This window comes from Mucilaginibacter gossypii (genome assembly GCF_017569325.2).
Classification (GTDB): Bacteria; Bacteroidota; Bacteroidia; order Sphingobacteriales; family Sphingobacteriaceae; genus Mucilaginibacter; species Mucilaginibacter gossypii.
The window spans coordinates 235,242-256,609 of the sequence record NZ_CP071878.2 but is presented as its reverse complement, the minus strand read 5'-3'; the positions used below and the strand labels follow the sequence as shown (position 1 = coordinate 256,609).

Below are 21,368 nucleotides of genomic sequence, written 5' to 3'. Positions count from 1 at the left end.
AATTACTTAATATTAATCAGCAAACTGTATTTTTGCAGGCTTTATAAAAAAACACAGATTGAATTTAGCCTCCATTTATCATATAAAACAGCTTTGGCAGAGCGCCTACGACACCCAGGCCAGCAGGCTCAAGTTACTGGGCGCCACTTTGGTCATAGTCATCATCATTAACCTGCTACCGTCTTTTTTTAAGTATATTGAAAAAAGGCAGGACGGGGTTGTACTTAATGATTGGGTATTGGCCCATTTACCCTCTTACGATCTTTCCGTCCCGATTTTTATACTCATCTGGAGCATGGGTGTGCTGATGATGTGGCGGGCGCTTTATAACCCGAGGATATGTATCACTTATATCTGGACACTGAATTTTGTATGTATTGCCCGGTTTATTACCATCGGCCTGGTCAAGCTCAATCCGCCAGCGGGCCTTGTCCCGCTTATTGACCCAAGCACAAGCGTTTTTTACGGGCATACGTTTATCACCAAAGACCTGTTTTTTTCGGGCCACACAGCAACCATGGTACTTGTGTACCTCCACCTGCAAAAGCGAACAGACAAACTGATCGCCCTGGCCTGTGCAATTGTATTGGTAGTATTACTGTTGATACAGCATATTCATTATACTATTGATGTAGTGGCCGCGCCATTTTTTGTATATGGTTGCTGGAGATTGGTTAAATGGCTGGGGCTGGAATGATGACTTTTTTAATCAGTCTTCACTCCCATCCATCCACCAAATGCATGCTGTCCTTTAAATCACCGTACAGCTTTTTAAATACAGGGAACATCCTGCTATAAACCTCATGGTTTTTAGCACTTGGTTCGATAAAATCCTGCTGTTCAACACGGGTAAGCTTGTCATAACTTTCAGGATATAATACCCGTGCCGCGAGATAAATAGCGCCGAGCGCCGATGAATCTTCAGACTGAAGCACTGCGAGCCTTTTCCCGGTGATATCTGCCAGTACCTGTGTCCATACTGCCGAACTGGTAAAACCACCACTGATATTAACTTGTATAATCCCGCCCGATGCATCTTCCAATGTTTTAAGCACATCGTTCAGTGCAAAGCAAATACCTTCAAGCCCCGCACGTAAAAAGTGCGACCGGGTATGTGCCGGCTTGATATTAAAAAATGTGCCGCAGGCTTTGGTATCCCAGAGCGGGGCGCGTTCACCGTACAGGTAGGGTAAAAATATAAGCCCGTTGCTGCCGGCAGGCATTGTTGCTATCTCATTAAATAAAGCGTCATAATCAGCAGCGGTAAGGTTATCCTTTTGCAAAAAGTTTTTGAGCAGCCAGTTTACCGCTATACCTCCGTTATTTACCGCTCCGCCACATACATAAGTCTGCTCATCAAGCAGGTAATTAAAAACCATGGCTTCGTAATTGTAAACCGGTTTCGGGCTGGTAATGCGCACCGCGCCACTGGTGCCTATAGTAAGCGCCGCTACATCCGGGCCGGTAGTGTGGCTGCCTAAATTAGCACATGCCCCATCACTTGCCCCTATAACAAACGGGGTACCGGCATTTATCTCGGTTAATGCAGCTACCTCAGGCCTGATATTGTTACGGTAATAAGTGGTATTAACCGGGGCTGATAATTTTGAAGCAGTAATACCGGTGAGTTTAAGAGCCTCATCATTCCATTCTTTGGTTACAATATTAAACAATCCTGCAGCCGACGCAATGGAATAATCAACCTCAAAAACACCAAAAAGCCTGAACCAGATAAACTCCTTTATCGAAATGAATTTATGGGCGGCTTCAAAGATGTTACTTTGATTATCACGCAGCCACAGCAACTTATTTAAGGGCGACATGGCATGGATCGCAGTGCCGCAGTTATGATAAAGGCGTTCACCTTTTTCCGTTGCACGCAATGCCTGCGCGATGCTCTCGCTCCGCGCATCTGCCCAGGTCATCATAGGCAGCAGCGCTTCGCCATGCTCATCAACCGGAATAATACTATGCATAGCGCTGCTCAGGCTCACGGCCTGCGGGGCGGCGCCCAATTTAGCAGTAATACCAGCAAGGCATTTTACAAAAGCGTCCCAAATCAACAGCGGGTCCTGTTCGCTGTAACCGGGCTCGGGGCTACTAATGGGGTAATGATTGGATACTGTACCTAATGGCTCGCCCGTTAAACTTACTGCTACAGCCTTTGTACTGCCGGTGCCAATATCAATACCTAAAATATATGCCTGCATGGAGATGTATTTGATTGCCAAAATAATAAACAGAACCGGGATTTGGGGGGATTTTTAGGATTAAGGGATTTCTTTAACAGTTTAGCGTAAAACTGCTTATGAAATCCTGTCCATCCCATTAATCCTTAAAATCCCGGTTAAGACGCAATTACGGTTACATCCATGACAGCAAAGGACAGTTCCGGCATTTAAATTATCTACATTAGCCATACCAATATAAACCAATTAGAGAATATGCAAGTAATTTTAGGGGTCATCTTCCATTTTATCGGTGGCTTTGCTTCGGGGAGCTTTTACATCCCCTACAAAAAAATAAAAGGCTGGGCCTGGGAAAGCTACTGGATAGTAGGCGGCATTTTTTCCTGGCTCATTGTACCACCGCTGGCAGCATGGCTTACTATTCCCGGCTTTGCCGATATTATAAGCCATACGGATATTGCTACCCTTGGCTGGACGTACCTTATGGGACTGCTGTGGGGCATTGGCGGTTTAACGTATGGATTAGGGGTACGTTACTTGGGAGTATCGCTGGGTAGCACCATTATACTGGGCTTATGCTCGGTTTTTGGATCAATAATTCCGTCGGTGTATTATGACCTTTTCCCGAAAGAAGGGAAAGATACTTTTACGCTGATGCTGCACAGCGAATGGGGGCAGATGGTTTTATTGGGCATTGTGCTTTGTGTAGTGGGCATTATTATATGCGGTAAAGCAGGTATGATGAAAGAGAAAGAACTCTCGGCCGATAAAACCATAGCCCAGGAAAATAAGGATTACCGCTTTGGTTTAGGTATAATGGTGGCGGTAGTTTCGGGGATCCTGAGCGCTTGTTTCAACTTCGGTATTGAAGCCGGGAAACCAATGGCCGATACCGCTAACCAGATCTGGCAGGCGGCACATCCGGGGCAAGGTAACTTCCTGTTTTCAAACAATGTAACCTATATTATTATATTATGGGGCGGCTTAACCACTAACTTTATATGGTGTATGGTGCTAAATGCCCGCAATAAAACGTTTGATAATTATACCGATAAAAAAACACCCCTCCTTAAAAACTACCTGTTTGCGGCACTGGCCGGCACAACCTGGTTTTTACAGTTCTTTTTTTACGGTATGGGCGAAAGCAAAATGGGTAATGGCGCCAGCTCCTGGATCCTGCACATGGCTTTCATTATCCTGATTGCTAATACGTGGGGCCTGGTACTTAAAGAGTGGAAAGGCGTAAGTAAAAAAGCATTCGCAACGGTAATAGCCGGTATAGCTGTAATTGTAATATCGGTACTGGTTGTGGGATATGGGAATAAGATAAAACCCGAAAAACCGACAGTAAAAGCCGAGCTAAATAAGCCAACGATAAAAACAAATCAATAATTCATTAACTCAATAATTCAACAATTAAAATATATGTCGTCGAAAACAACTGAATTTAAACACGTAAGCTATTTGTGGGATGAAGCAAAAGCCGCCGAACTGGCGGGCGATGAAGTAGCCCTGCTCATATATCGCTCCAACCTTTTGGGTGCCGATCTGCGCCTTACCAACTATGGGGGCGGCAACACATCATGCAAGCTGATGAGTAAAGATCCGCTTACCGGCAATGATGTTGAGGTAATGTGGATCAAAGGCTCAGGCGGTGACATTGGTACGCTGAAAAAAAGCGGTTTAGCCGCCCTGTATATTGATCGACTTCGCAGCCTCAAAAACATTTATCGTGGGGTTGAATTTGAAGATGAAATGGTGGAGTTATTTAATCATTGCATCTATGATCTTAACTCAAAAGCGCCATCAATTGATACGCCGCTTCACGGTTTCCTGCCATTCAAACACATCGATCACCTGCACCCTGATGCTGCTATCGCTATTGCTGCCGCAAAAGACGGTAAGAAAATAACCCGGGAGCTTTTTAACGGCACCATCGGCTGGGTTGAATGGAAAAAACCAGGTTTTGAATTAGGCCTTCAATTAAAACAGTGCCTTGATGAAAATCCGGGTATCCGCGGCATTATGCTGGGTTCGCATGGCTTATTTACATGGGGTGATACTGCTTACGAAAGCTACATGAACACCCTCGAGGTTATTGAGCGCTGTGCCGAATATCTGGAAGAAAACTATGGCAAAAAGGCGCCCGTTTTTGGCGGCCAAAAAGTTGAAAGTTTGGACGAGGATGGCCGTAAAAAACAAGCGGCTGCCCTTGCGCCTGTATTACGTGGTTTTTGCTCAAGCTACAGGCACATGGTTGGTCATTTTACTGATGACGCACGTGTATTGGAGTTCATCAACTCTAATGACCTTGACCGTTTGGCACCGTTAGGTACCAGCTGCCCCGATCACTTTCTGCGTACTAAGATAAGTCCGCTGGTACTTGACCTTGCACCGGGTGAAGACCTGAGCGATGTTACCGCTTTAAAAGCACGTTTAGCTCCGGCATTTGAGGCCTACCGCCAAATGTATACCGACTATTACAACACTTGCAAACACGATAACAGTCCGGCTATCAGGGATACCAACCCGGTAATCATCCTGTATCCGGGTGTAGGTTTGTTCTCGTTTTCAAAAGATAAACAAACTGCCCGCGTTGCTGCCGAGTTTTATACCAACGCTATCAACGTAATGAAAGGCGCTGAGGCTATCTCAGAATATACTTCCCTCCCGCGCCAGGAAGCTTTTGATATCGAATACTGGTTACTGGAAGAAGCCAAATTACAGCGTATGCCTAAGCCAAAAGCTTTATCAGGTAAAATTGCCCTGATCACCGGTAGTGCAGGTGGCATAGGTAAAGCTATCGCCAAAAAATTTGTTGATGAAGGCGCAGTAGTTATCTTAAATGATATGAATGCTGAGCGTTTAGAAGGTGCCGGCGAAGAGTTTAAAAAACAATATGGCAAGGATTCGTATACTACCGCTGTGCTTGACGTAACCAATGCAGGCCAAATCAACGAGGCACTTGAAATTGCTGCTTTAGCCTTCGGCGGAGTTGATATTGTAGTAAACAATGCAGGTTTATCCATCTCTAAATCCATTGCCGACCATACCGAAAAGGATTGGGATTTATTGTATGATGTATTGGTTAAAGGCCAGTTCTTCATTACACAGGCTGCAGTAGCTGTTATGAAAAAACAAGACATCGGCGGCGATATCATCAATATTGTAAGTAAAAACGCTTTAGTTAGCGGACCAAACAACGCAGGTTACGGCTCAGCTAAATCTGCGCAATTACACTTAAGCAGGTTAAATGCGGCCGAACTTGGTACCGACAAGATCCGCGTAAACGTAGTTAATCCTGATGCCGTGATCAGCGATAGTAACATTTGGGCCGGCGGATGGGCCGAAGGCCGTGCTAAAGCTTACGGTGTTACTGTTGACGAGTTACCAGCTTATTACGCAAAACGTACTTTACTAAACGAGGTAATTTTACCTGCCGATATCGCTAATGCCTGCTTCGCCTTTACCGGCGGCCTGCTCAACAAATCAACCGGTAACGTGTTGAATGTTGATGGCGGCGTAGCGATGGCGTTTGTGCGGTAGTTAGTTCATGGTTGATAGATCATGGTTCATGGTCATCGCTTAAGATAAATTAAGAAGCGTTGGGTTGCGCGATTCCCTCCCTTGGGAGGGTGTAGGGAGGGGTTTCTTCGATAAGCTTATTAATTAAGCAAGGCGTATAACCCCTCCCTGCCAATGCACAGCCCTAAGCGCCCCTCCCGAAGGAGGGAACAAAATAAACTTAGCAAGTTTAAGCGTCCACGCTTGAACTTGCTTTAAACCAATACCAATTATGCAGTTAGAAAAATATAAAATTGATGAAGCCAATCATCAGCAACTGAAAGATCACCAGCGCAAGTTTGATTTTGTTGCCGGTGACGTAAAAAACCTGGATACTATCCTGCAAAAACTGATTGATTTTAATATTGCTATACCAAGCTGGGCTTTAGGTACCGGCGGTACACGTTTCGGCAGGTTTTCGGGCGGTGGTGAGCCCCGTAGTCTGGAAGAAAAAATTGAAGACGTGGGCTTGATCCATGCACTTAACCGTAGCAGCAACTCTATATCATTACATATTCCCTGGGATATCCCATCCAATGCCTCAGCTATCAAAGCCCATGCGGCACAATTGGGTTTGCATTTTGACGCGGTTAACTCAAATACCTTCCAGGATCAGCCTAATCAGGAATTGAGCTACAAATTTGGCTCATTGCACCATGTAGATAAAGCGGTACGCAAACAGGCTATTGCCCACAATATTGAGGTGATCAAATACGGTGTTGAGCTTGATTCAAAAGCATTATCTGTTTGGCTGTCGGACGGATCAAACTTCCCCGGTCAGTTGAATATGCGCGGCGCGTTTGAACGCACTTTAGAAAGCTTGCAGGAAATTTATGAGGCCTTGCCCGATGACTGGAAAGTTTGGGTTGAGTATAAACCTTATGAGCCTAACTTCTACTCAACCACTATTGGCGATTGGGGTCAATCTTACCTGCTATCATCAAAACTGGGCCAAAAAGCGCAGACATTAGTTGATCTTGGTCACCACTTACAGGGGGTAAACATTGAGCAGATAGTTTCATTACTGCTGATGGAAGGCAAGCTGGCCGGTTTCCACTTTAACGATTCAAAATATGGTGATGATGACCTCACCGTAGGCAGCATCAACCCATACCAGTTGTTCCTGATCTTTAACGAACTGGTTGAAGGTATGGACGCCCGCGGCATGACACACGCCACTTCTATAGGCTGGATGATCGATGCTTCACACAATGTAAAAGATCCGATTGAGGACCTGTTACAATCAGTAGAAGCCATTAAGATAGCCTATGCACAGGCATTGTTAGTAGATACTCCAGCATTGGTACAGGCACAACAGGATAATGATGTAGTACTTGCCCAGGAAATATTGCAGCAGGCTTACCGCACCGACGTCCGTTCGTTATTGGCCGAAGCACGCTTAAGAGCAGGCGGCGCGTTAAACCCGCTGGCTGTTTACAGGCAGCAAACTATCAGGCAGCAACTGATAAACGAAAGAGGAGCTAAAGCAGTATCAACCGGATTGTAAGCCTATGGAGCCGATACCTGTTATAGCCGTTTTTGATGTGGGTAAAACCAACAAGAAGCTGTTCCTGTTCGATGAGAACTACAAGATAGTTTTTGAACGGACAGCCCGCTTCCTGGAAACTCACGACGAAGATGGCGACACATGTGAAAACCTCGACAGCCTCAGGTTATCGGTGTTTGATTCATTGCGCGAAATTTTTAAGCATAAGGAGTTTGATCTTAAAGCGGTCAACTTTTCAACTTACGGCGCCAGCTTTGTTTATGTTGATGAACACGGCAAACCGCTTACCCCACTGTATAATTACCTTAAGCCATATCCGCCTGAACTGGGCAGGAAGTTTTATGAAAACTATGGCGACGAAACCAGGTTTGCTTTAGAAACCGCCTCGCCGGTTTTGGGCAACCTTAATTCGGGATTGCAGTTATACAGGCTTAAATATCAACAGCCCGAAGTGTTTAAGCGGATAAAGTATGCCTTACACTTACCCCAATATATGAGCTATCTTATCAGCGGGCAAATGGTGAGCGACTTAACCAGTATCGGCTGCCATACTGCCCTTTGGGATTTTGCTAAAAACACCTATCACAACTGGCTTAATGCTGAAGAGATTCTACCCAAAATGGCTCCGCTGCATCCCGCGGATAGTGTACTTCCGGCAGAGTTTCCGGGCAGTACTTACAAGGTTGGTATTGGGTTGCACGATAGTTCGGCAGCGCTGATCCCTTACCTGGTAAGCTTTAATATGCCTTTTGTGCTGATCTCTACGGGTACCTGGTCAATCAGTCTTAACCCTTTTAACCAAACACCGCTTACGGCTGATGAACTGAAGCATGATTGTCTTAACTACCTGCAATATAAAGGCAGCCCGGTAAAAGCCTCACGTTTGTTTACGGGTTATGAATATGAGCAGCAAGTAAAAAGAATAGCCGCCCACTTTAACCAGGACGAGATCAGGTATCGTACCATAAATTATGATCCTGCAATTGCAGCCCGGCTAAATAATCAGCCCTCATTACAGGCCGACGAAAATGAAGGCCAGTTACAGAAATCGGCATTTGAGCAGCGCGACTTAAACAGTTTTGTTGATGATGTTGAAGCTTATCACCAACTCATGATTGATATTGTTGCCCAGCAAACCATATCAACCAATTATGTTTTAAACGGCTGTACGGTAAAGCGCATTTTTGTAGATGGCGGCTTTAGTAAAAACAGTGTTTTCATGCACCTGCTGGCGCTGTCCTTCCCTCATTTGGAAGTTTACGCCGCATCAATGGCGCAGGCAACTGCCGTAGGTACGGCATTGGCTATTCATCATGCCTGGAATACCAAAACACTACCGCATGACCTGATCGAGCTGAAATATTATTCGGGGGTGCAGAGCGAGGTTGTATAGCTCTATTTCGGTAAAAACCGATGTCATTTCGAACGAATGGCGGGGGGCTAAAGGTTGGGGTGAGGAGAAATCCTATACGCCATGCATTTAGGCTCAACAAGGTGTACAAGATTTCTCTTTCGCGCCCGCACACCATCCGTTCCAGCTCTATCGAAATGACATTTTTATAAACGAAACTCTTATTTAAAAATCCGGTTATCAGCCGGATTTTTTTATTTTAGGGCAACCAATCAAAAACCCTCTCATGAAAAGATTCGCTTTGTTTCTGTTATTGCTCAATTTTGCATTTATTGCCAACGCCCAACAAGCTAAGCATAAAAAAGCCATTATTGTGCTTACTTATGACGACGGCATCAATTCACAGTTAAACATAGCCATACCACAGCTCGATTCTGCACACCTTACCGCCACCTTCTTTTTAATGGGCAACATGACCGAAGCTACCTTGCCGCGCTGGCGCGAGGTAGGCAAAAAAGGTTATGAACTGGCCAATCACACTTTATATCACCCTTGCCTGCTCACTAATGTAAAAGCTAATCCGGCTAACAATTCGGCTATTTATACACCGTACATGATGCTGCGCGAGATCAATGAAATGAACACGCTGCTTTTTGCTGTTGATGGAAAAACAGGCAGCCGAACCTATGCATATCCATGTACCGAGGTTGAAGTTGGCGGCGTGAACTATGTTGATACCCTGCGTAAAGCAGGCCTCGCAAAATACGCCCGTATAGGCGGCGGACCGGATGCTGTGATCACTGATTTTAAAAACCTCGACCCGTTAAAAGTGCCCTCGTGGGGCGTAACAGGCAACCCGGTAACCGGCGATGCCCTGATAGATTTTGTAAAGAAAGTACAACAAAGCGGCGGACTGGGCATCTTCATGTTTCACGGCGTAGGCGGCGATTATTTGGTTACACCCGCAGATGCGCACAGGAAGCTGTTAGCTTATTTAAAGGCGCACCGGAACGAAATTGAAGTAACAACTTTTATGAAAGCCATGGATGAGGTGATGGCCGCTAAATAGTTTTATAAAAGCTAAAAGCAGAAGGCTAAAAGCTTAAAGCCAAATTACTATATATAAAAATTAAGCTATCAGGCTAACGAGATCTGATATAACAAGCTCATCTTTAATAATGCGTTCATGACCGGGGCCCTGGTATACTTTGGTTTCAACTTCGGGATGAGCGATAAGGAAGTTTTCCAGAAATGCGAAGGGTGCAACTTTATCTTCCGGGTCATAGGCTAACCAATGCCTCCTGACCAAACCGGCAGGATATAAATTATGAAGTGTAAAATGCGAAGCCTCTATATCAAACAATGACTCAAAATCAGTAAAGAATTGATCCTGTAAACCCTGGGCTACATCGGCCGCTTTCAGGCTGGCTATAAAATTCTCTTTCAGATTAATAAGCGGGGCAATGCTGATGAGCAAGCCAGGCTGAATAGCTATTTCCTTAATAGCGATGGCATTGGCCATTGCCCCTAACGAGTGACCAATGAGCACATCGGGCGCGCCAAAGGTTTTGATTACAGTTGTCGCAGCTTTGGCAAAGAGCAGTAGGTTTGACAGCTCTCCTTCCGAGCTGCCGTTACCCGGTGCATCAAAAGCTATTACCTGCACATCATCAACACTTTTTAAAGCTGTGATGAGCTCGGCAAAGTCGGCGGCTTTTGAGCCCCAGCCGTGGGTAATAAGTATTTTGCGTTTCCCCTCTCCCCAGGTAAACCCATGGAACTTTAAAGTAGATTTGGCAAAATGAGGGTCGTCGACTTCAAGCGTAAAAGGTTTGGCTTCATCAAGCAAAAGTTGCTGCTGCAGGCGTACCGGCATTTTAGGCGAATAACAGATGAGTTGCCATAGCAGATCGATCATATCAGTACCTTCGGCGCCATTAAGAGATTTTACCTGATTAAATACCGTTTTTAACTTTTTCATAAGCAGGCAGGATTTCGCCGGCAAAATAAGCAAAAGCGCCTTCAAAATATACCAATAGGTATTTTATTTACATTATCCCGACGAAGCCTTGCATTCCAATTGTAACAAAACGCGTGTCCCAAATTTTTGATTCCCCATAAAAATTTAAAAATCCTGCCGGCGTTCTTTTTCCGGAAAACTGGGGTGTTCCAAATTCTGAATGTAAAAACGCGGGACACCTTTTTCCTGAAACACGCTGATATTCAATATTTTAAACATTTAGGTGAAATAGTATTAAAACACTGATAATCAACGCTTAAAACTATAAAGAGTTTAAAATACTTTTTTTCGAAAGATTAAAAACGACAGCATTTACCAATGTAATTTTTGCTGATTTTTAGGATTTTTTTGAGAAAAAACCAATTGGCGGCTTTATTTGTCTTGCATGCTGACAAAGTAGCGACACCATTTTTATGGTGTGTTTTTCGGATAATTTTTAGCGCCCGGATACGCAAGAATTTCTTGCCTGTGACCGGGAGCGATAAACGCTCCATACATGACCATGTTCAGGCGTGGACGCCATGACATTAACCTAAGGGATTAATTTATCGTAAGCGCTTTAAAATCCCCTCTTGAGAGAGCAATAGCCCGTGATTAGACAGTGCCGGGAAATGACATGCCGTACAGTTGACTCAGTCTCAGTCTGCGCTACGCTGGACCACCCTCTCTTCGCCTTTGGCGGAAAGAGGGTAAAGAAAAAATACAGATAAATCCCCCTCTTTACGCTTGCGTAGAGAGGGGTGACAAGCGCAGCGATGTCGGGGTGAGTAGACTTGGCGGTTAATTCTTTAATTATGTTAATTCAGGGACTATTACTCTTGAGAGGGGGGCGCGGTGGGAAAGAGCGGGAGCCGGGGTGTGTTATACAAGCGATAAGCTGTACGTAGAATAACACACCCCTCCGCCCCTCTCAAGAGTAATAGCCCATCAAGAGGCAGTAGCCATTTTGTTAATTAAAAAGTTAAACACCTGGTTATTGCCTCTATTGTTATATTTAAATGTGAACTCATTCAGGTATGATTGCAAATGTCTGAGCGATACTTTATGGTATTGACCATATATCCCCCGTTTTAACAATGTCCAAAAGCCCTCAATCGTATTGGTGTGATACTCTCCCCGGGCATACTCTTCTTTTTCCTTGTTTAATACCTGATGTTCACGGAATATTTTATTTAAACCGGCATATCCACCAAAGCCGTCCGTTACAATAGTAGCATCTGTGCTCACTGATTGTTCAACAATGGGTTTGAGCGTTTTCCCATGTGCCTTATCTATGACCTGAAGCTTTAGACGGCCATCCCGCTCCAATAACCCAATCACGGGCTGTTTATCCTGCATGCCGGTGACCTGCAAATTATTATCGCGCCTTTCCTGCCGCTTTTTCTTTGAGTGATTGGCTTTTTTACCACCTAAATAAGTCTCATCTACCTCAACAATACCCTTAAACAAACCGCCATCCCCGCCGTCCCGCATGGCTTCCCGTATCCGCATCTGCAAATACCAGCCTGTCTTACGATTGCATCCCAGATCCCTGCTTAACTGACGTGCAGATAACCCCTTTTTCGCATTCAGCATTAATGAAATAGCCAAAAACCATTGCGGCAAAGGAAGTTTGGTGCCCTCGAAAACAGTGCCGACCAAAACGCTATAGCTGCGGTTACAGCTATTGCAAATATGCCGTTGGCTTTCCTGGCGCTTGCTGCTCCGTTTGCTGTTGCAATACGGGCATTCTGGCAATCCTTGCCATCTTAATCCTTCAAGATAGTCTATGCAACTGGACTGATCTGGAAAACGCTTAATCGTCTCTATGATATTCATTATCATAAATATACAAATTATTCCTGCCTTTTCATGGGCTATTACTCTCTCAAGAGGGGAATCGCACCACCCCCGCTTTTGAAGAGTTTTTCATCAGGTTAACGGTTCAAGCGTGGACGCCTAAACCCGCGTAAAAATAAAACGCCCTCTTCAGGGGGCTGGTGCCACTACTTTCCTCTGCCTAACCAAAGCAGCGAATTGATGATCAGCTTATCAACATCAGCATTTTCAAAAGTTTGAGAAAGCTCTTTGTTGGTGCCGCCGTCATAGTCCATATCATTATGGCCTATGTTGAAATAAACCATGCGGTAATTTTTATTAGTCCAGGCTACGGGGTAGTAACCGCTATGCCAGATCTCGTGTTGCTTTGGGCCTGTACCCAAGGGAAAACTTGTTGAATCAACCGCAAGCAGGATATCGATATCCGGATTTTTGCGGAGATCGTGTTCCCAGCGGTACCATTCGTTAGGGTTTGTTTTAAAAATGGTGGGCAGGCCTTTGATTACCGGATGATTAGCATCCTCAACTCTTAAAATCGCCGAAGTTGGGTGCCAGGTATTGCTCACATATTGTCCCGAACCAAGGAACTCGTTATGGTACCAGTCCCAGTTTTGCGGAAAGTCCGAGGGCGTAAGCGCGAAGGCCGAAAAATGAAACCCCATCCAGGCGCCGCCCTTTTTCATATATTGTTCAAAAGCCGCACGTTGTTCGGGGCTATCAGTGCGGGTATCTAAAAATATTACTACCTGGTATTTGGCCAAAAACTCAGGGTTCATGTTAGCCCAGTTGTTGGTGCTGTCGTAGGTAAAATTGTATTTTTCAGCCATTTTAGGAAACCAGCGATTAGCCTCGTGCACAAAGCTGATATGCGCCAGGTCGCTCCGGCCGGTGTAAAAGGCTATTACTTTGAATTTTTTATGGTTTTGGGCGTTGGTGCTTATGGCTGTAAAAACTGCCATAATGAAAACGACAGCAAGCAGCATGACTCTGTTGATCAGATTTCGGTTGATGTTCATATCCCTGCGTTTATAATTGTGTTTATAAAACTAACGGATTTGATTTTATGATGATGGAGAAATAGTGTGATGAGAGGTAATGTAGGGGTGATTAGATGTGGTGTTATCACCAACATCGACGAAGTAATCAATGCTCTTTGAGACGCTAAACTTCTTCATAAATTTCCAATTTCATTACAAAAGCTACAAAGTTTGTTGCAATTAGAAATAAATCATTACCAGGCGGACTTTCGTGATGGAAATAATAAATGTATTCGTAGTCATCCTGCCGAAGGCTCATACATATAATATCTCCTAATTCGCCATCACAGATAGGTAATAGGCCAACGGGTATTTGTTCCTGAAAAGTTGAAAGAACTTGAGTTATTGACAATCCATCATTCCCGATAATACAATAAAAATCGCCAACACTTATTTTATTTCCCTTTAGCATAATTGGATTTACGTCAATACATTTCGCGCAAATAAGTTCTAAAAAGGAAAAAGCACCTATATCTATATAAAAGTCTTTGTAAGACTGCGGCAAAAGCGAATTAAATGTTGCCTCTATACTTAGAAAGGCGCTTTCCACTCGTTGCTTATGATCGGCACAAAAGAGATTCTTTTCAACTCCTCCAATTGACTTAAGCTTTTCAATCATGTTATTTTAATATAAACTGGCGTGAATTAGTCCCTCCTTGCGCTCGTTTGCAACAAGCGCTTAATATGGTTTGGCAATTGTATCGCCTGTGCGTTATAAACGCAAACCCAGCTACGCACTCGTTACAAACGAGCGCGAGTTTTTTGTCTTCCCCTTTGCCTGTGTCCTCACGGGCAAATATCATCACAACACCATCTGCTCAAACAACCTGTTCAGCGTAGCCTCCGCATCAGTAGTCATGCCAGGATGTACTTTTGAAGCTTGCACCACCGTACTGCGTGTAGCCGTAAGCCAACGGAAGCGTGAAGGCTGATCTAACCGGGCTATTGGCCCTGCATCTTTTTCGCCATTGCAGATGCGCTCAAGCGAATTGATATTTTCCTTCAGGCAATCCAAATCCAAATCACCGCAAAAAGCAACTAACCTTGCATCATCAGCCTTGAACAATACCTTTAAAAATTTTTGTTTGGGACAAAACAGGATCACCCCTATATTGATAAACTCTTCGCGCTCCACCCTTGGTACAACGCGGATTATGGCGTACTCAAATACCTGCATATAGGGCTTGTTTTGCGGCGTTAACAAATACATCTGAAGCGGCCAGCCGGGTTATTAAAAACTCGGCATATATATTCCGCACTTCGTCAGGCGTTTCTTCAAAATCGCGGTAGGTGATCCATTCGTCGGGGATCAACGCAACTATATCACGGATCTTTTCGGGCGTTAGGATTGCTTTGAATTCAGCATCAACCGTGTCCAGTTGATTGGCGCGGGGCAGTAGCACATGGTCTTTCACCTGTAGAAACGGGCGGGTAGCCATTTCCTGCCAGTTGTTCCATGAGTGATGAAAATACAGCGCGGCGCCGTTATCAATCATCCATAGTTCCTTATGCCATATCAGCATATTGGTATTACGGGCGGTACGGTCCACATTGGTAAGCAAACAATCGAACCAAACTATTTGCGAAGCCAGTTTGCCATCAACAATAGTTACCGCCGGATCAAAAGTAATAGCGCCCGACAAATAATGCAGCGCCAGGTTAAGCCCCACACTAAACTTCAGCAGGTCCTGGATCTCTTCATCAGCCTCTGAACGGCCAAATGCTTCGTCTAAATTGGCAAATACCAGCTCAGGAACCTTGAAACCTAACAGGCGCGCTATTTCGCCGCCGATAAGTTCGGCAATGAGGGCTTTTACCCCCTGGCCTGCTCCACGGAACTTTAGTACATATAAAAATTCGTCATCAGCTTCGGCAATAGCCGGTAACGACCCGCCCTCGCGCAACGGCGTTACGTAACGGGTTACGTTAACAGTGCGGAGCTGTGGTGGTGTATAGTTCATAGTTTAAATTAGCAAAAGCCAGCGTTAGGAATTGCAGCGGATACCGGCCTGTGGCTAATGCCTGTGCAGTATGAGCGGAAAGCCCGGCCAACGCCCAAATTATTCTTTAATTGGGCTTAGGTTTTAACCAACATACATTCGCCGCTCAATTGCCGCGGTGGCTGTTACTTTTGTCTTGATACAAAAGTAACCAAAAACCGAATGAAACGAGCTCATGAGTACCTATTAAAACATAATACTTAACGAATAAATCAAGTCAGCAGAGAGGTTTCTTTGCCCACAGTCTGCCCTCCATGCCCTCTCCATGCCTTTGCCCTGCAAAACAGGCGGAACCACGGCTGCTAAATTTTGCCTGGCCTTACCCGTTTCCTCTCCCGGCAAAATTCGCTAATGCCCTTGCGACCACACAAGCCCAACATTGTTCTGCCTGCTTTCACCCGAAACTTATCTGCTGACGGAGAAACACTATTTTATAAAAGCAGCGGGAGTCAAAAATAAACCATCCTGTCAATCCTCAAATCCTAAAAATCATGGTTCAGAAAAATAATATTACCCTCCCCGGTCCCTGCTGACATAGGGCTGTCATTACCCCTCCGTTACTTTACATCATAAAACAAACAACAACACTTATGGACACTTTGAAATCGTTATTGCAGGAGATGGAGCAGGAAGCTCAAACCACCGAAAAAATGCTGAGCCGCATCCCCGACGATAAATACCAGTGGAAGCCGCACCCTAAAAGCATGACCATTGAACATCTCTCGACCCACATTGCTGAATTACCTACCTGGGTTACTATTACCTTAAATACCGACGAACTGGATTTTGCCACTGTACCTTACGAGCCTAAAAAGGTAAGCGGCACTGCCGATTTGCTGAAATTATTTGAAGACTCACTGGCCGACGGCTATTCGAGCCTGCAAAAAGCTGATATCAGCACGTTTGATAAAATCTGGACATTACGTAACGGAGAACAGATTCTTAATCAGCGTACAAAAGCAGAAGTAATCAGGATGACTTATTGCCAGATTGTGCACCACAGGGCACAGTTGGGAGTTTATTTACGTTTACTGGATATCCCGATACCGGGCAGCTACGGCCCAAGTGCGGATGAGCAGGGTTTCTGAAAAAACAGGAGTAATAAGATCAGTTTTTAAATACAAAAGCAAAGCAGGCAAAAGCGTGCTTTGCTTTTGTATGTTTTGCACTCAACTACGGTGCTTTGACAGCTTGCCTGTGTTTATTTCTTCAAGGAAGCCATTTTCATTAATAGCATATCGGGCCTCAGAGGTATCGGTATCTATCTTGTAATTAACGGTCTTTACTTTTTTGTTCCTGATCCTTTTGCCAAATATGAACATCGGCAAAATGAAAACCGCAAGCAGGACTACAACTTGTAACAGGGTTGTGTACATAACGTCTAACATAAAAATTTAAGTCTGATTGGTATCCATATAACGTTATCGGGAGAGAAATGGTTCGCCTTTTTAATGTTATTTTATACCCATCATGTGTCCATATAGCTAAATGTGTGCCATACTTATATCTGACGCTCTGTGTTACCTTAATATTACATTTATGCTGATATTTAATTGATTTATAATTAAATGTACCAAACACTGCGCTATCATATTGATAATAGAGCCTATCGTTTTGAAATAAATAATATACAGTACAGTTTAGTGATTTTAGTACAGTGGCGAAGTATCGTAAAAACGCGGAATTTGATGAGATTATGGAACGTGAAATGAATAAAAAGAATTGTCATTTCGACGAAGGCGGGCAGGGAGATAGTGATGGCGTGAGGAGAAATCTTATGCGCCCTGTCCCGAACATGCGTTCTTGTTAGTCGTATAAGATTTCTCTTTCGCCCCCGGCGCTCAGCGCCCCAATGCTCTATCGAAATGACATTTTAGGTACTTTTAAGTATCTGGAATTTACCCTAAACCGTAAAAAGCAGCCGCGTTCCCGCCAAAAAACAACTCCTTCTCTGTAGCGGAAAGTCTTTCAGCATACAGGTCCATTACCTCCATTGTTTTTTCATAGCCTCCGGCCAGGAGGCACACTGGCCAGTCGGAGCCAAACATTACCCGGTTGATACCGAAAGCGTTGAATACAATATCGATATAAGGGATAAAATCAACTGCCGGGGTGTTGTCCCAGTCCGCTTCGGTGAGCAGGGCCGATACCTTGCAGGATACATTGGGATAGCTTGCCAGCTTTTCGACATCCTGTTTCCAGCCATCTATTTCCCGGGCTTTGATGTAGGGCTTGGCCATGTGGTCAAGCACAAACTTTTGATCCGGAAATTCAGCTGCCAATTGCGCGGCATATGGCAAATGGTTAGGAAAGATGAGGATATCATAGGTATAGCCGTGTTTACCCAAAGCGGCAATCCCTTTTTTAAATTGCGGGTCGAGCATGTATTGCTCGTCGGGCTCCGACTGCAGGATATGCCGGAAGCCTTTAAGCTTTTCGTATTTTTTAAAATGATGCAGACGGTCTTCCAGGTCATCGGCTTTCAAATCTATCCAGCCTACTACCCCTTTGATGAAGGGGTTAACGGATGCCAGATCTAACAGAAATTCTGTTTCCTTTTCCGACTGATCGGCCTGAACGGCGACACTGCCATCCATGCCGTGTTTTTGCAATACAGGTAACAGGTCTTCGGGATAAAAATCCCGCCCTATTACCTGCATGTCTTCAGTGATCCAGCTGTCCCTTACCGGGTTGTATTGCCAGAAATGCTGATGTGCATCAATTTTTAGCATAAGCTATCAGGTTTTGTTTTGATTCACCCAGGCCTTCAATACCTAATTCTACCACATCGCCTGCTTTTAAGTAGATCGGCGGCTTCATCCCTAATCCAACACCTGCAGGTGTACCTGTCGAGATAATATCGCCCGGCAGCAGGGTCATGAACTGGCTGGTGTATGAGATCAGGTGCGGCAGGTTAAATATAAAGTTTGAGGTAGTACCGTCCTGCATGGTTTCGCCGTTAACTTTTAGCCACAGCCGCAGGTTATGCGGATCGGCAATTTCATCAGGTGTAGCTAAAAACGGACCAAGCGGCGCAAAGGTATCACAGCCTTTACCCTTATCCCAGGTACCATTACGCTCCAGTTGAAATTCGCGCTCGCTTACGTCATTATGCAGCACGTAACCGGCTACGTAGTCCATAGCCTCGGCTTCTTCCACATACGATGCTTTTTTGCCGATAACCACAGCCAGTTCCACTTCCCAATCCGTTTTTACAGAGTTTTTAGGGATCATGATGTCATCAAACGGACCAACAATAGCGGTGGTTGCTTTCATAAAGATCACCGGCTCGGGCGGCAGCGGCGCATTGGTTTCTTTGGCATGGTCGGCATAGTTAAGGCCAATACAAACCAGTTTTGAAGGGCGCACGATAGGACTGCCTAAGCGTACATCATCAGCAACTTCGGGCAGTAAGTTATCTTTTATAAAATCAGCAAGGCGGCTAAGTCCGTCAGTTTCAAAAAACTGTTCGGTGTAATCTTCGCCAAAGGCCGATACATCATATCTTTTATCGTTTTGTATAATTCCCGGCTTCTCTTTCCCAATCTCGCCAAATCGTATAAGTTTCATATTGTCGTTGTATTAGTTTGTTATCAGTTTAATAATTGTATCGTTAGGGTCGGTTGCCACGCCGCTAAGATATACAAACACGCCCTCGGTTTGTTGTTTAAATTTCACCGCGCTGCCATCGGCCAGTAAAGCGGCTTTAGTTACTTTTCCTTTTAATTGCGGAATGAAAACGTAGGGTTGTTGCGGTGCTGTCATGACATGCACATACAGGTTTTTATCTTTCTGAGTGATAACTCCCCATGGCTGTGCCGGAATACCACTGCCGCGGGTACCGTAAATCGCTTCGCCATTTTTTTGTACCCAGGCGCCTACAACAGCCAGTGTATCGGTAAATTCAGGCTGAATTTTTCCGTTAGGCATCGGGCCTATGTTCAATAAAAAGTTGGCGTTCAGACCGGCCGCGTTAACCAGGTAATGGATAATGCGTTTAGATGATTTAAAACTCCTGTCGGTAATGTTAAAGCCCCAGCTATTGTTGATGGTTTCGCAGGTTTCCAGGGGCAGGGCACCAATTTTCGATTTACCGCTGAAGCCGGTAGTATTAGCTCCGGGCAAATCCTTTTCAAACATCTGGAAATCTTCGCCCTCTTTTGGCTCAAGGTGATGGTTATTGCCTACCAGTATAGCAGGGTTCAGTTTATGGATCAACCCATAGATCTCGTCATAATGCCAATTAACGTCGCGTTCCCAATGACCATCAAACCAAATGCCTTTAACGCCGGGGTATTTGGTAATGAGCTCCGTAAGCTGCGCTTTCATGAAATTGATGTAGCTGTCCCAGTCGCCGTTTGCGGGCTTGCCGTCAACTATCGGACTGCCATAAGCGTAATCTTTGCGCCCCCAATCCAGCAACGAATAATAAAAATGCAGTTCAATACCTTCCTTAACACATTCCTGTGCCAGTTCCATTAAAGGATCTTTATGGTAAGGCGTAGCATCAACAATATTGTACGGCGATGCTTTAGTACCAAACATGCTGAACCCGTCATGATGACGCGAAGTAACGGTGATATACTTCATGCCGGCTTTTTTTGCAAACATCACCCAGTCGTGGGCGTTAAAAGCCTGCGGGTTAAAGAAATCGGCCAGGCGTTTATAGCTATCATAGGGGATATGTTTTTCGTTCATCACCCACTCGCCCGCGCCAAGCTCACTGTAAATACCCCAGTGAATAAACAAACCGAACTTCATATCCTGGAAGTTTTGCCTTGCAGCAAGGTTGTCGGCCGTTGGCGTGTAGGTTTGAGCGCCCGCGCGTACGGCGCCAAGCAGTATACCCATTAATAATAGCTTTTTGATCATATCAAGTCAGGTTTAATTGTTCAGGGTGATAAAGCCGCCATCGATAGGGTAATCGGTACCGGTAATGAAACCAGCCTCGTCCGAACATAGGTAAAGCGCCAAAGCTGCTACTTCTTCCGGTTTGCCCATCCTGCCTATCGGTTGACTTTTTGAGAGCTTTTCGAAGATCTCATCCTCACGACCGGCGTAGTTTTTGGCGATGAACCCATCCACAAAAGGTGTATGCACCCTTGCCGGCGAGATACAGTTGCAACGGATGTTATCATGCAGAAAATCACGCGCTACCGATAAAGTCATGGCATGGATAGCGCCTTTACTCATGGAGTAAGCAAACCTGTCGGTAATACCAACGCTGGCCGCTATGGAAGCCGTGTTGAGGATCACGCCGCCGCCATTGGCTTTCATTGCCGGAAGGGCCGCGTAAAGGCAGTTGTAAGCGCCTTTAACATTCACGTTAAACACACGCTCAAAATCTTCGGTACTGGTATTATCTGCCCTGCCAATATGCGCTATGCCCGCGTTATTGATCAGGATATCTATCTTACCTATTTTGGTAAAAGTATCAACCACTTGTTGCTGGTTGCTAACATCACACGCATAGCCGGTTGCTTTGCCACCTGCCGAAGTTATTTCAGTTACGGTATCGGCTGCCGCCTGGTCATTTAATTCGATGATATGAACTTCGGCACCCTGCTGTGCAAATAACACGGCCATAGCTTTGCCTATGCCGCTGCCGCCACCGGTTACAATTACTGATTTATTGGTTAGTTTGAACATAAGTATGGGCCGGGCCCCCTCTAAATCTCCCCCGGAAGGGGAGACTTTTTGTTTTTATGGTTATTATTAATTTATCTCTCAATTCCGTTGTTGATATTGTCACCAACAACTTTTTTCAATTCCCTCCCTCGGGAGGGGTGCGGTTGGACTATGCGGTGGCAGGGAGGGGTTTATACACCATGCTTGCCGATTAAGCATATCGAAGAAACCCCTCCCTACACCCTCCCCGAGGG

The 21,368-nt window shown here is 45.0% G+C and carries 19 protein-coding genes; 7 read left to right on the top strand and 12 right to left on the bottom strand.

The genetic code is table 11. The features are described 5' to 3' along the window. Window positions 1–58 precede the first annotated feature (58 nt). Entirely contained in the window at window positions 59–697 is a 639-nt protein-coding gene (locus J3L18_RS01225) for a phosphatase PAP2-related protein (RefSeq protein WP_223266279.1), read from the top strand. Window positions 698–716: 19 nt separating this feature from the next. Here the strand turns inward: J3L18_RS01225 and J3L18_RS01220 are convergent, their stop codons facing one another. Continuing rightward, window positions 717–2,210 (bottom strand): gluconokinase, encoded by a 1,494-nt coding sequence (locus J3L18_RS01220; protein WP_129571379.1) that lies wholly within the window; start codon window positions 2,208–2,210, stop codon window positions 717–719. A gap of 234 nt (window positions 2,211–2,444) precedes the next feature. Here J3L18_RS01220 and rhaT point away from each other — a divergent pair, with 234 nt between their 5' ends. The 5 genes from rhaT (at window position 2,445) to J3L18_RS01195 (ending at window position 9,680) form a co-directional block, all read left to right on the top strand. After that, on the top strand, window positions 2,445–3,581 hold the full coding sequence (gene rhaT, locus J3L18_RS01215; RefSeq protein WP_129571380.1) for an L-rhamnose/proton symporter RhaT: 1,137 nt from the start codon (window positions 2,445–2,447) through the stop codon (window positions 3,579–3,581). Between the two features lie 33 nt (window positions 3,582–3,614). Continuing rightward, window positions 3,615–5,735: a bifunctional aldolase/short-chain dehydrogenase gene (locus tag J3L18_RS01210; protein WP_129571381.1), complete on the top strand. Its 2,121-nt coding sequence runs from the start codon at window positions 3,615–3,617 to the stop codon at window positions 5,733–5,735. Between the two features lie 250 nt (window positions 5,736–5,985). Then, the gene (locus tag J3L18_RS01205) at window positions 5,986–7,260 is read left to right on the top strand and encodes a sugar isomerase (protein WP_091175323.1); all 1,275 of its coding nucleotides are present in this window, start codon (window positions 5,986–5,988) and stop codon (window positions 7,258–7,260) included. Between the two features lie 4 nt (window positions 7,261–7,264). Beyond that, the gene (locus J3L18_RS01200) at window positions 7,265–8,653 is read left to right on the top strand and encodes an FGGY-family carbohydrate kinase (protein ID WP_129571382.1); all 1,389 of its coding nucleotides are present in this window, start codon (window positions 7,265–7,267) and stop codon (window positions 8,651–8,653) included. 244 nt (window positions 8,654–8,897) lie between these two features. Further along, a complete protein-coding gene (locus J3L18_RS01195; RefSeq protein ID WP_091175327.1) occupies window positions 8,898–9,680 on the top strand; it encodes a polysaccharide deacetylase family protein in 783 nt (260 codons plus the stop codon). Between the two features lie 60 nt (window positions 9,681–9,740). Here the strand turns inward: J3L18_RS01195 and J3L18_RS01190 are convergent, their stop codons facing one another. The 6 genes from J3L18_RS01190 to J3L18_RS01165 form a co-directional block, all read right to left on the bottom strand. Continuing rightward, a complete protein-coding gene (locus J3L18_RS01190) occupies window positions 9,741–10,592 on the bottom strand; it encodes an alpha/beta fold hydrolase (protein ID WP_129571383.1) in 852 nt (283 codons plus the stop codon). 966 nt (window positions 10,593–11,558) lie between these two features. Then, window positions 11,559–12,449 (bottom strand): IS1595 family transposase, encoded by an 891-nt coding sequence (locus tag J3L18_RS01185; RefSeq protein WP_189549506.1) that lies wholly within the window; start codon window positions 12,447–12,449, stop codon window positions 11,559–11,561. Between the two features lie 167 nt (window positions 12,450–12,616). Further along, window positions 12,617–13,465, bottom strand: coding sequence for a ThuA domain-containing protein (locus J3L18_RS01180; protein ID WP_208102525.1), 849 nt, complete (start codon window positions 13,463–13,465; stop codon window positions 12,617–12,619). Window positions 13,466–13,610: 145 nt separating this feature from the next. Beyond that, entirely contained in the window at window positions 13,611–14,105 is a 495-nt protein-coding gene (locus J3L18_RS01175) for an SMI1/KNR4 family protein (RefSeq protein ID WP_129571389.1), read from the bottom strand. A 183-nt stretch (window positions 14,106–14,288) separates the two neighbouring features. Further along, entirely contained in the window at window positions 14,289–14,663 is a 375-nt protein-coding gene (locus tag J3L18_RS01170) for a DUF3037 domain-containing protein (RefSeq protein ID WP_129571390.1), read from the bottom strand. Beyond that, entirely contained in the window at window positions 14,650–15,447 is a 798-nt protein-coding gene (locus J3L18_RS01165) for a HipA family kinase (RefSeq protein WP_129571391.1), read from the bottom strand. Before J3L18_RS01165 ends, J3L18_RS01170 begins: the two co-directional genes overlap by 14 nt. Before the next feature lie 629 nt (window positions 15,448–16,076). Here J3L18_RS01165 and J3L18_RS01160 point away from each other — a divergent pair. After that, window positions 16,077–16,574 carry a DinB family protein gene (locus J3L18_RS01160; RefSeq protein ID WP_129571392.1) on the top strand — a complete coding sequence of 166 codons (498 nt, stop codon included), beginning with the start codon at window positions 16,077–16,079 and terminating at the stop codon, window positions 16,572–16,574. A gap of 81 nt (window positions 16,575–16,655) precedes the next feature. Here J3L18_RS01160 and J3L18_RS01155 read toward each other — a convergent pair whose 3' ends face one another. The 5 genes from J3L18_RS01155 to J3L18_RS01135 form a co-directional block, all read right to left on the bottom strand. Further along, window positions 16,656–16,862, bottom strand: coding sequence for a hypothetical protein (locus J3L18_RS01155; protein ID WP_090528232.1), 207 nt, complete (start codon window positions 16,860–16,862; stop codon window positions 16,656–16,658). A gap of 522 nt (window positions 16,863–17,384) precedes the next feature. Then, entirely contained in the window at window positions 17,385–18,218 is an 834-nt protein-coding gene (locus tag J3L18_RS01150) for an amidohydrolase family protein (protein ID WP_129571393.1), read from the bottom strand. Continuing rightward, window positions 18,205–19,056 carry a fumarylacetoacetate hydrolase family protein gene (locus tag J3L18_RS01145; protein ID WP_129571394.1) on the bottom strand — a complete coding sequence of 284 codons (852 nt, stop codon included), beginning with the start codon at window positions 19,054–19,056 and terminating at the stop codon, window positions 18,205–18,207. Before J3L18_RS01145 ends, J3L18_RS01150 begins: the two co-directional genes overlap by 14 nt. A gap of 12 nt (window positions 19,057–19,068) precedes the next feature. Continuing rightward, a complete protein-coding gene (locus J3L18_RS01140; RefSeq protein WP_129571395.1) occupies window positions 19,069–20,358 on the bottom strand; it encodes an alpha-L-fucosidase in 1,290 nt (429 codons plus the stop codon). A 12-nt stretch (window positions 20,359–20,370) separates the two neighbouring features. Beyond that, window positions 20,371–21,135: an SDR family NAD(P)-dependent oxidoreductase gene (locus tag J3L18_RS01135; RefSeq protein ID WP_129571396.1), complete on the bottom strand. Its 765-nt coding sequence runs from the start codon at window positions 21,133–21,135 to the stop codon at window positions 20,371–20,373. Window positions 21,136–21,368 lie beyond the last annotated feature (233 nt).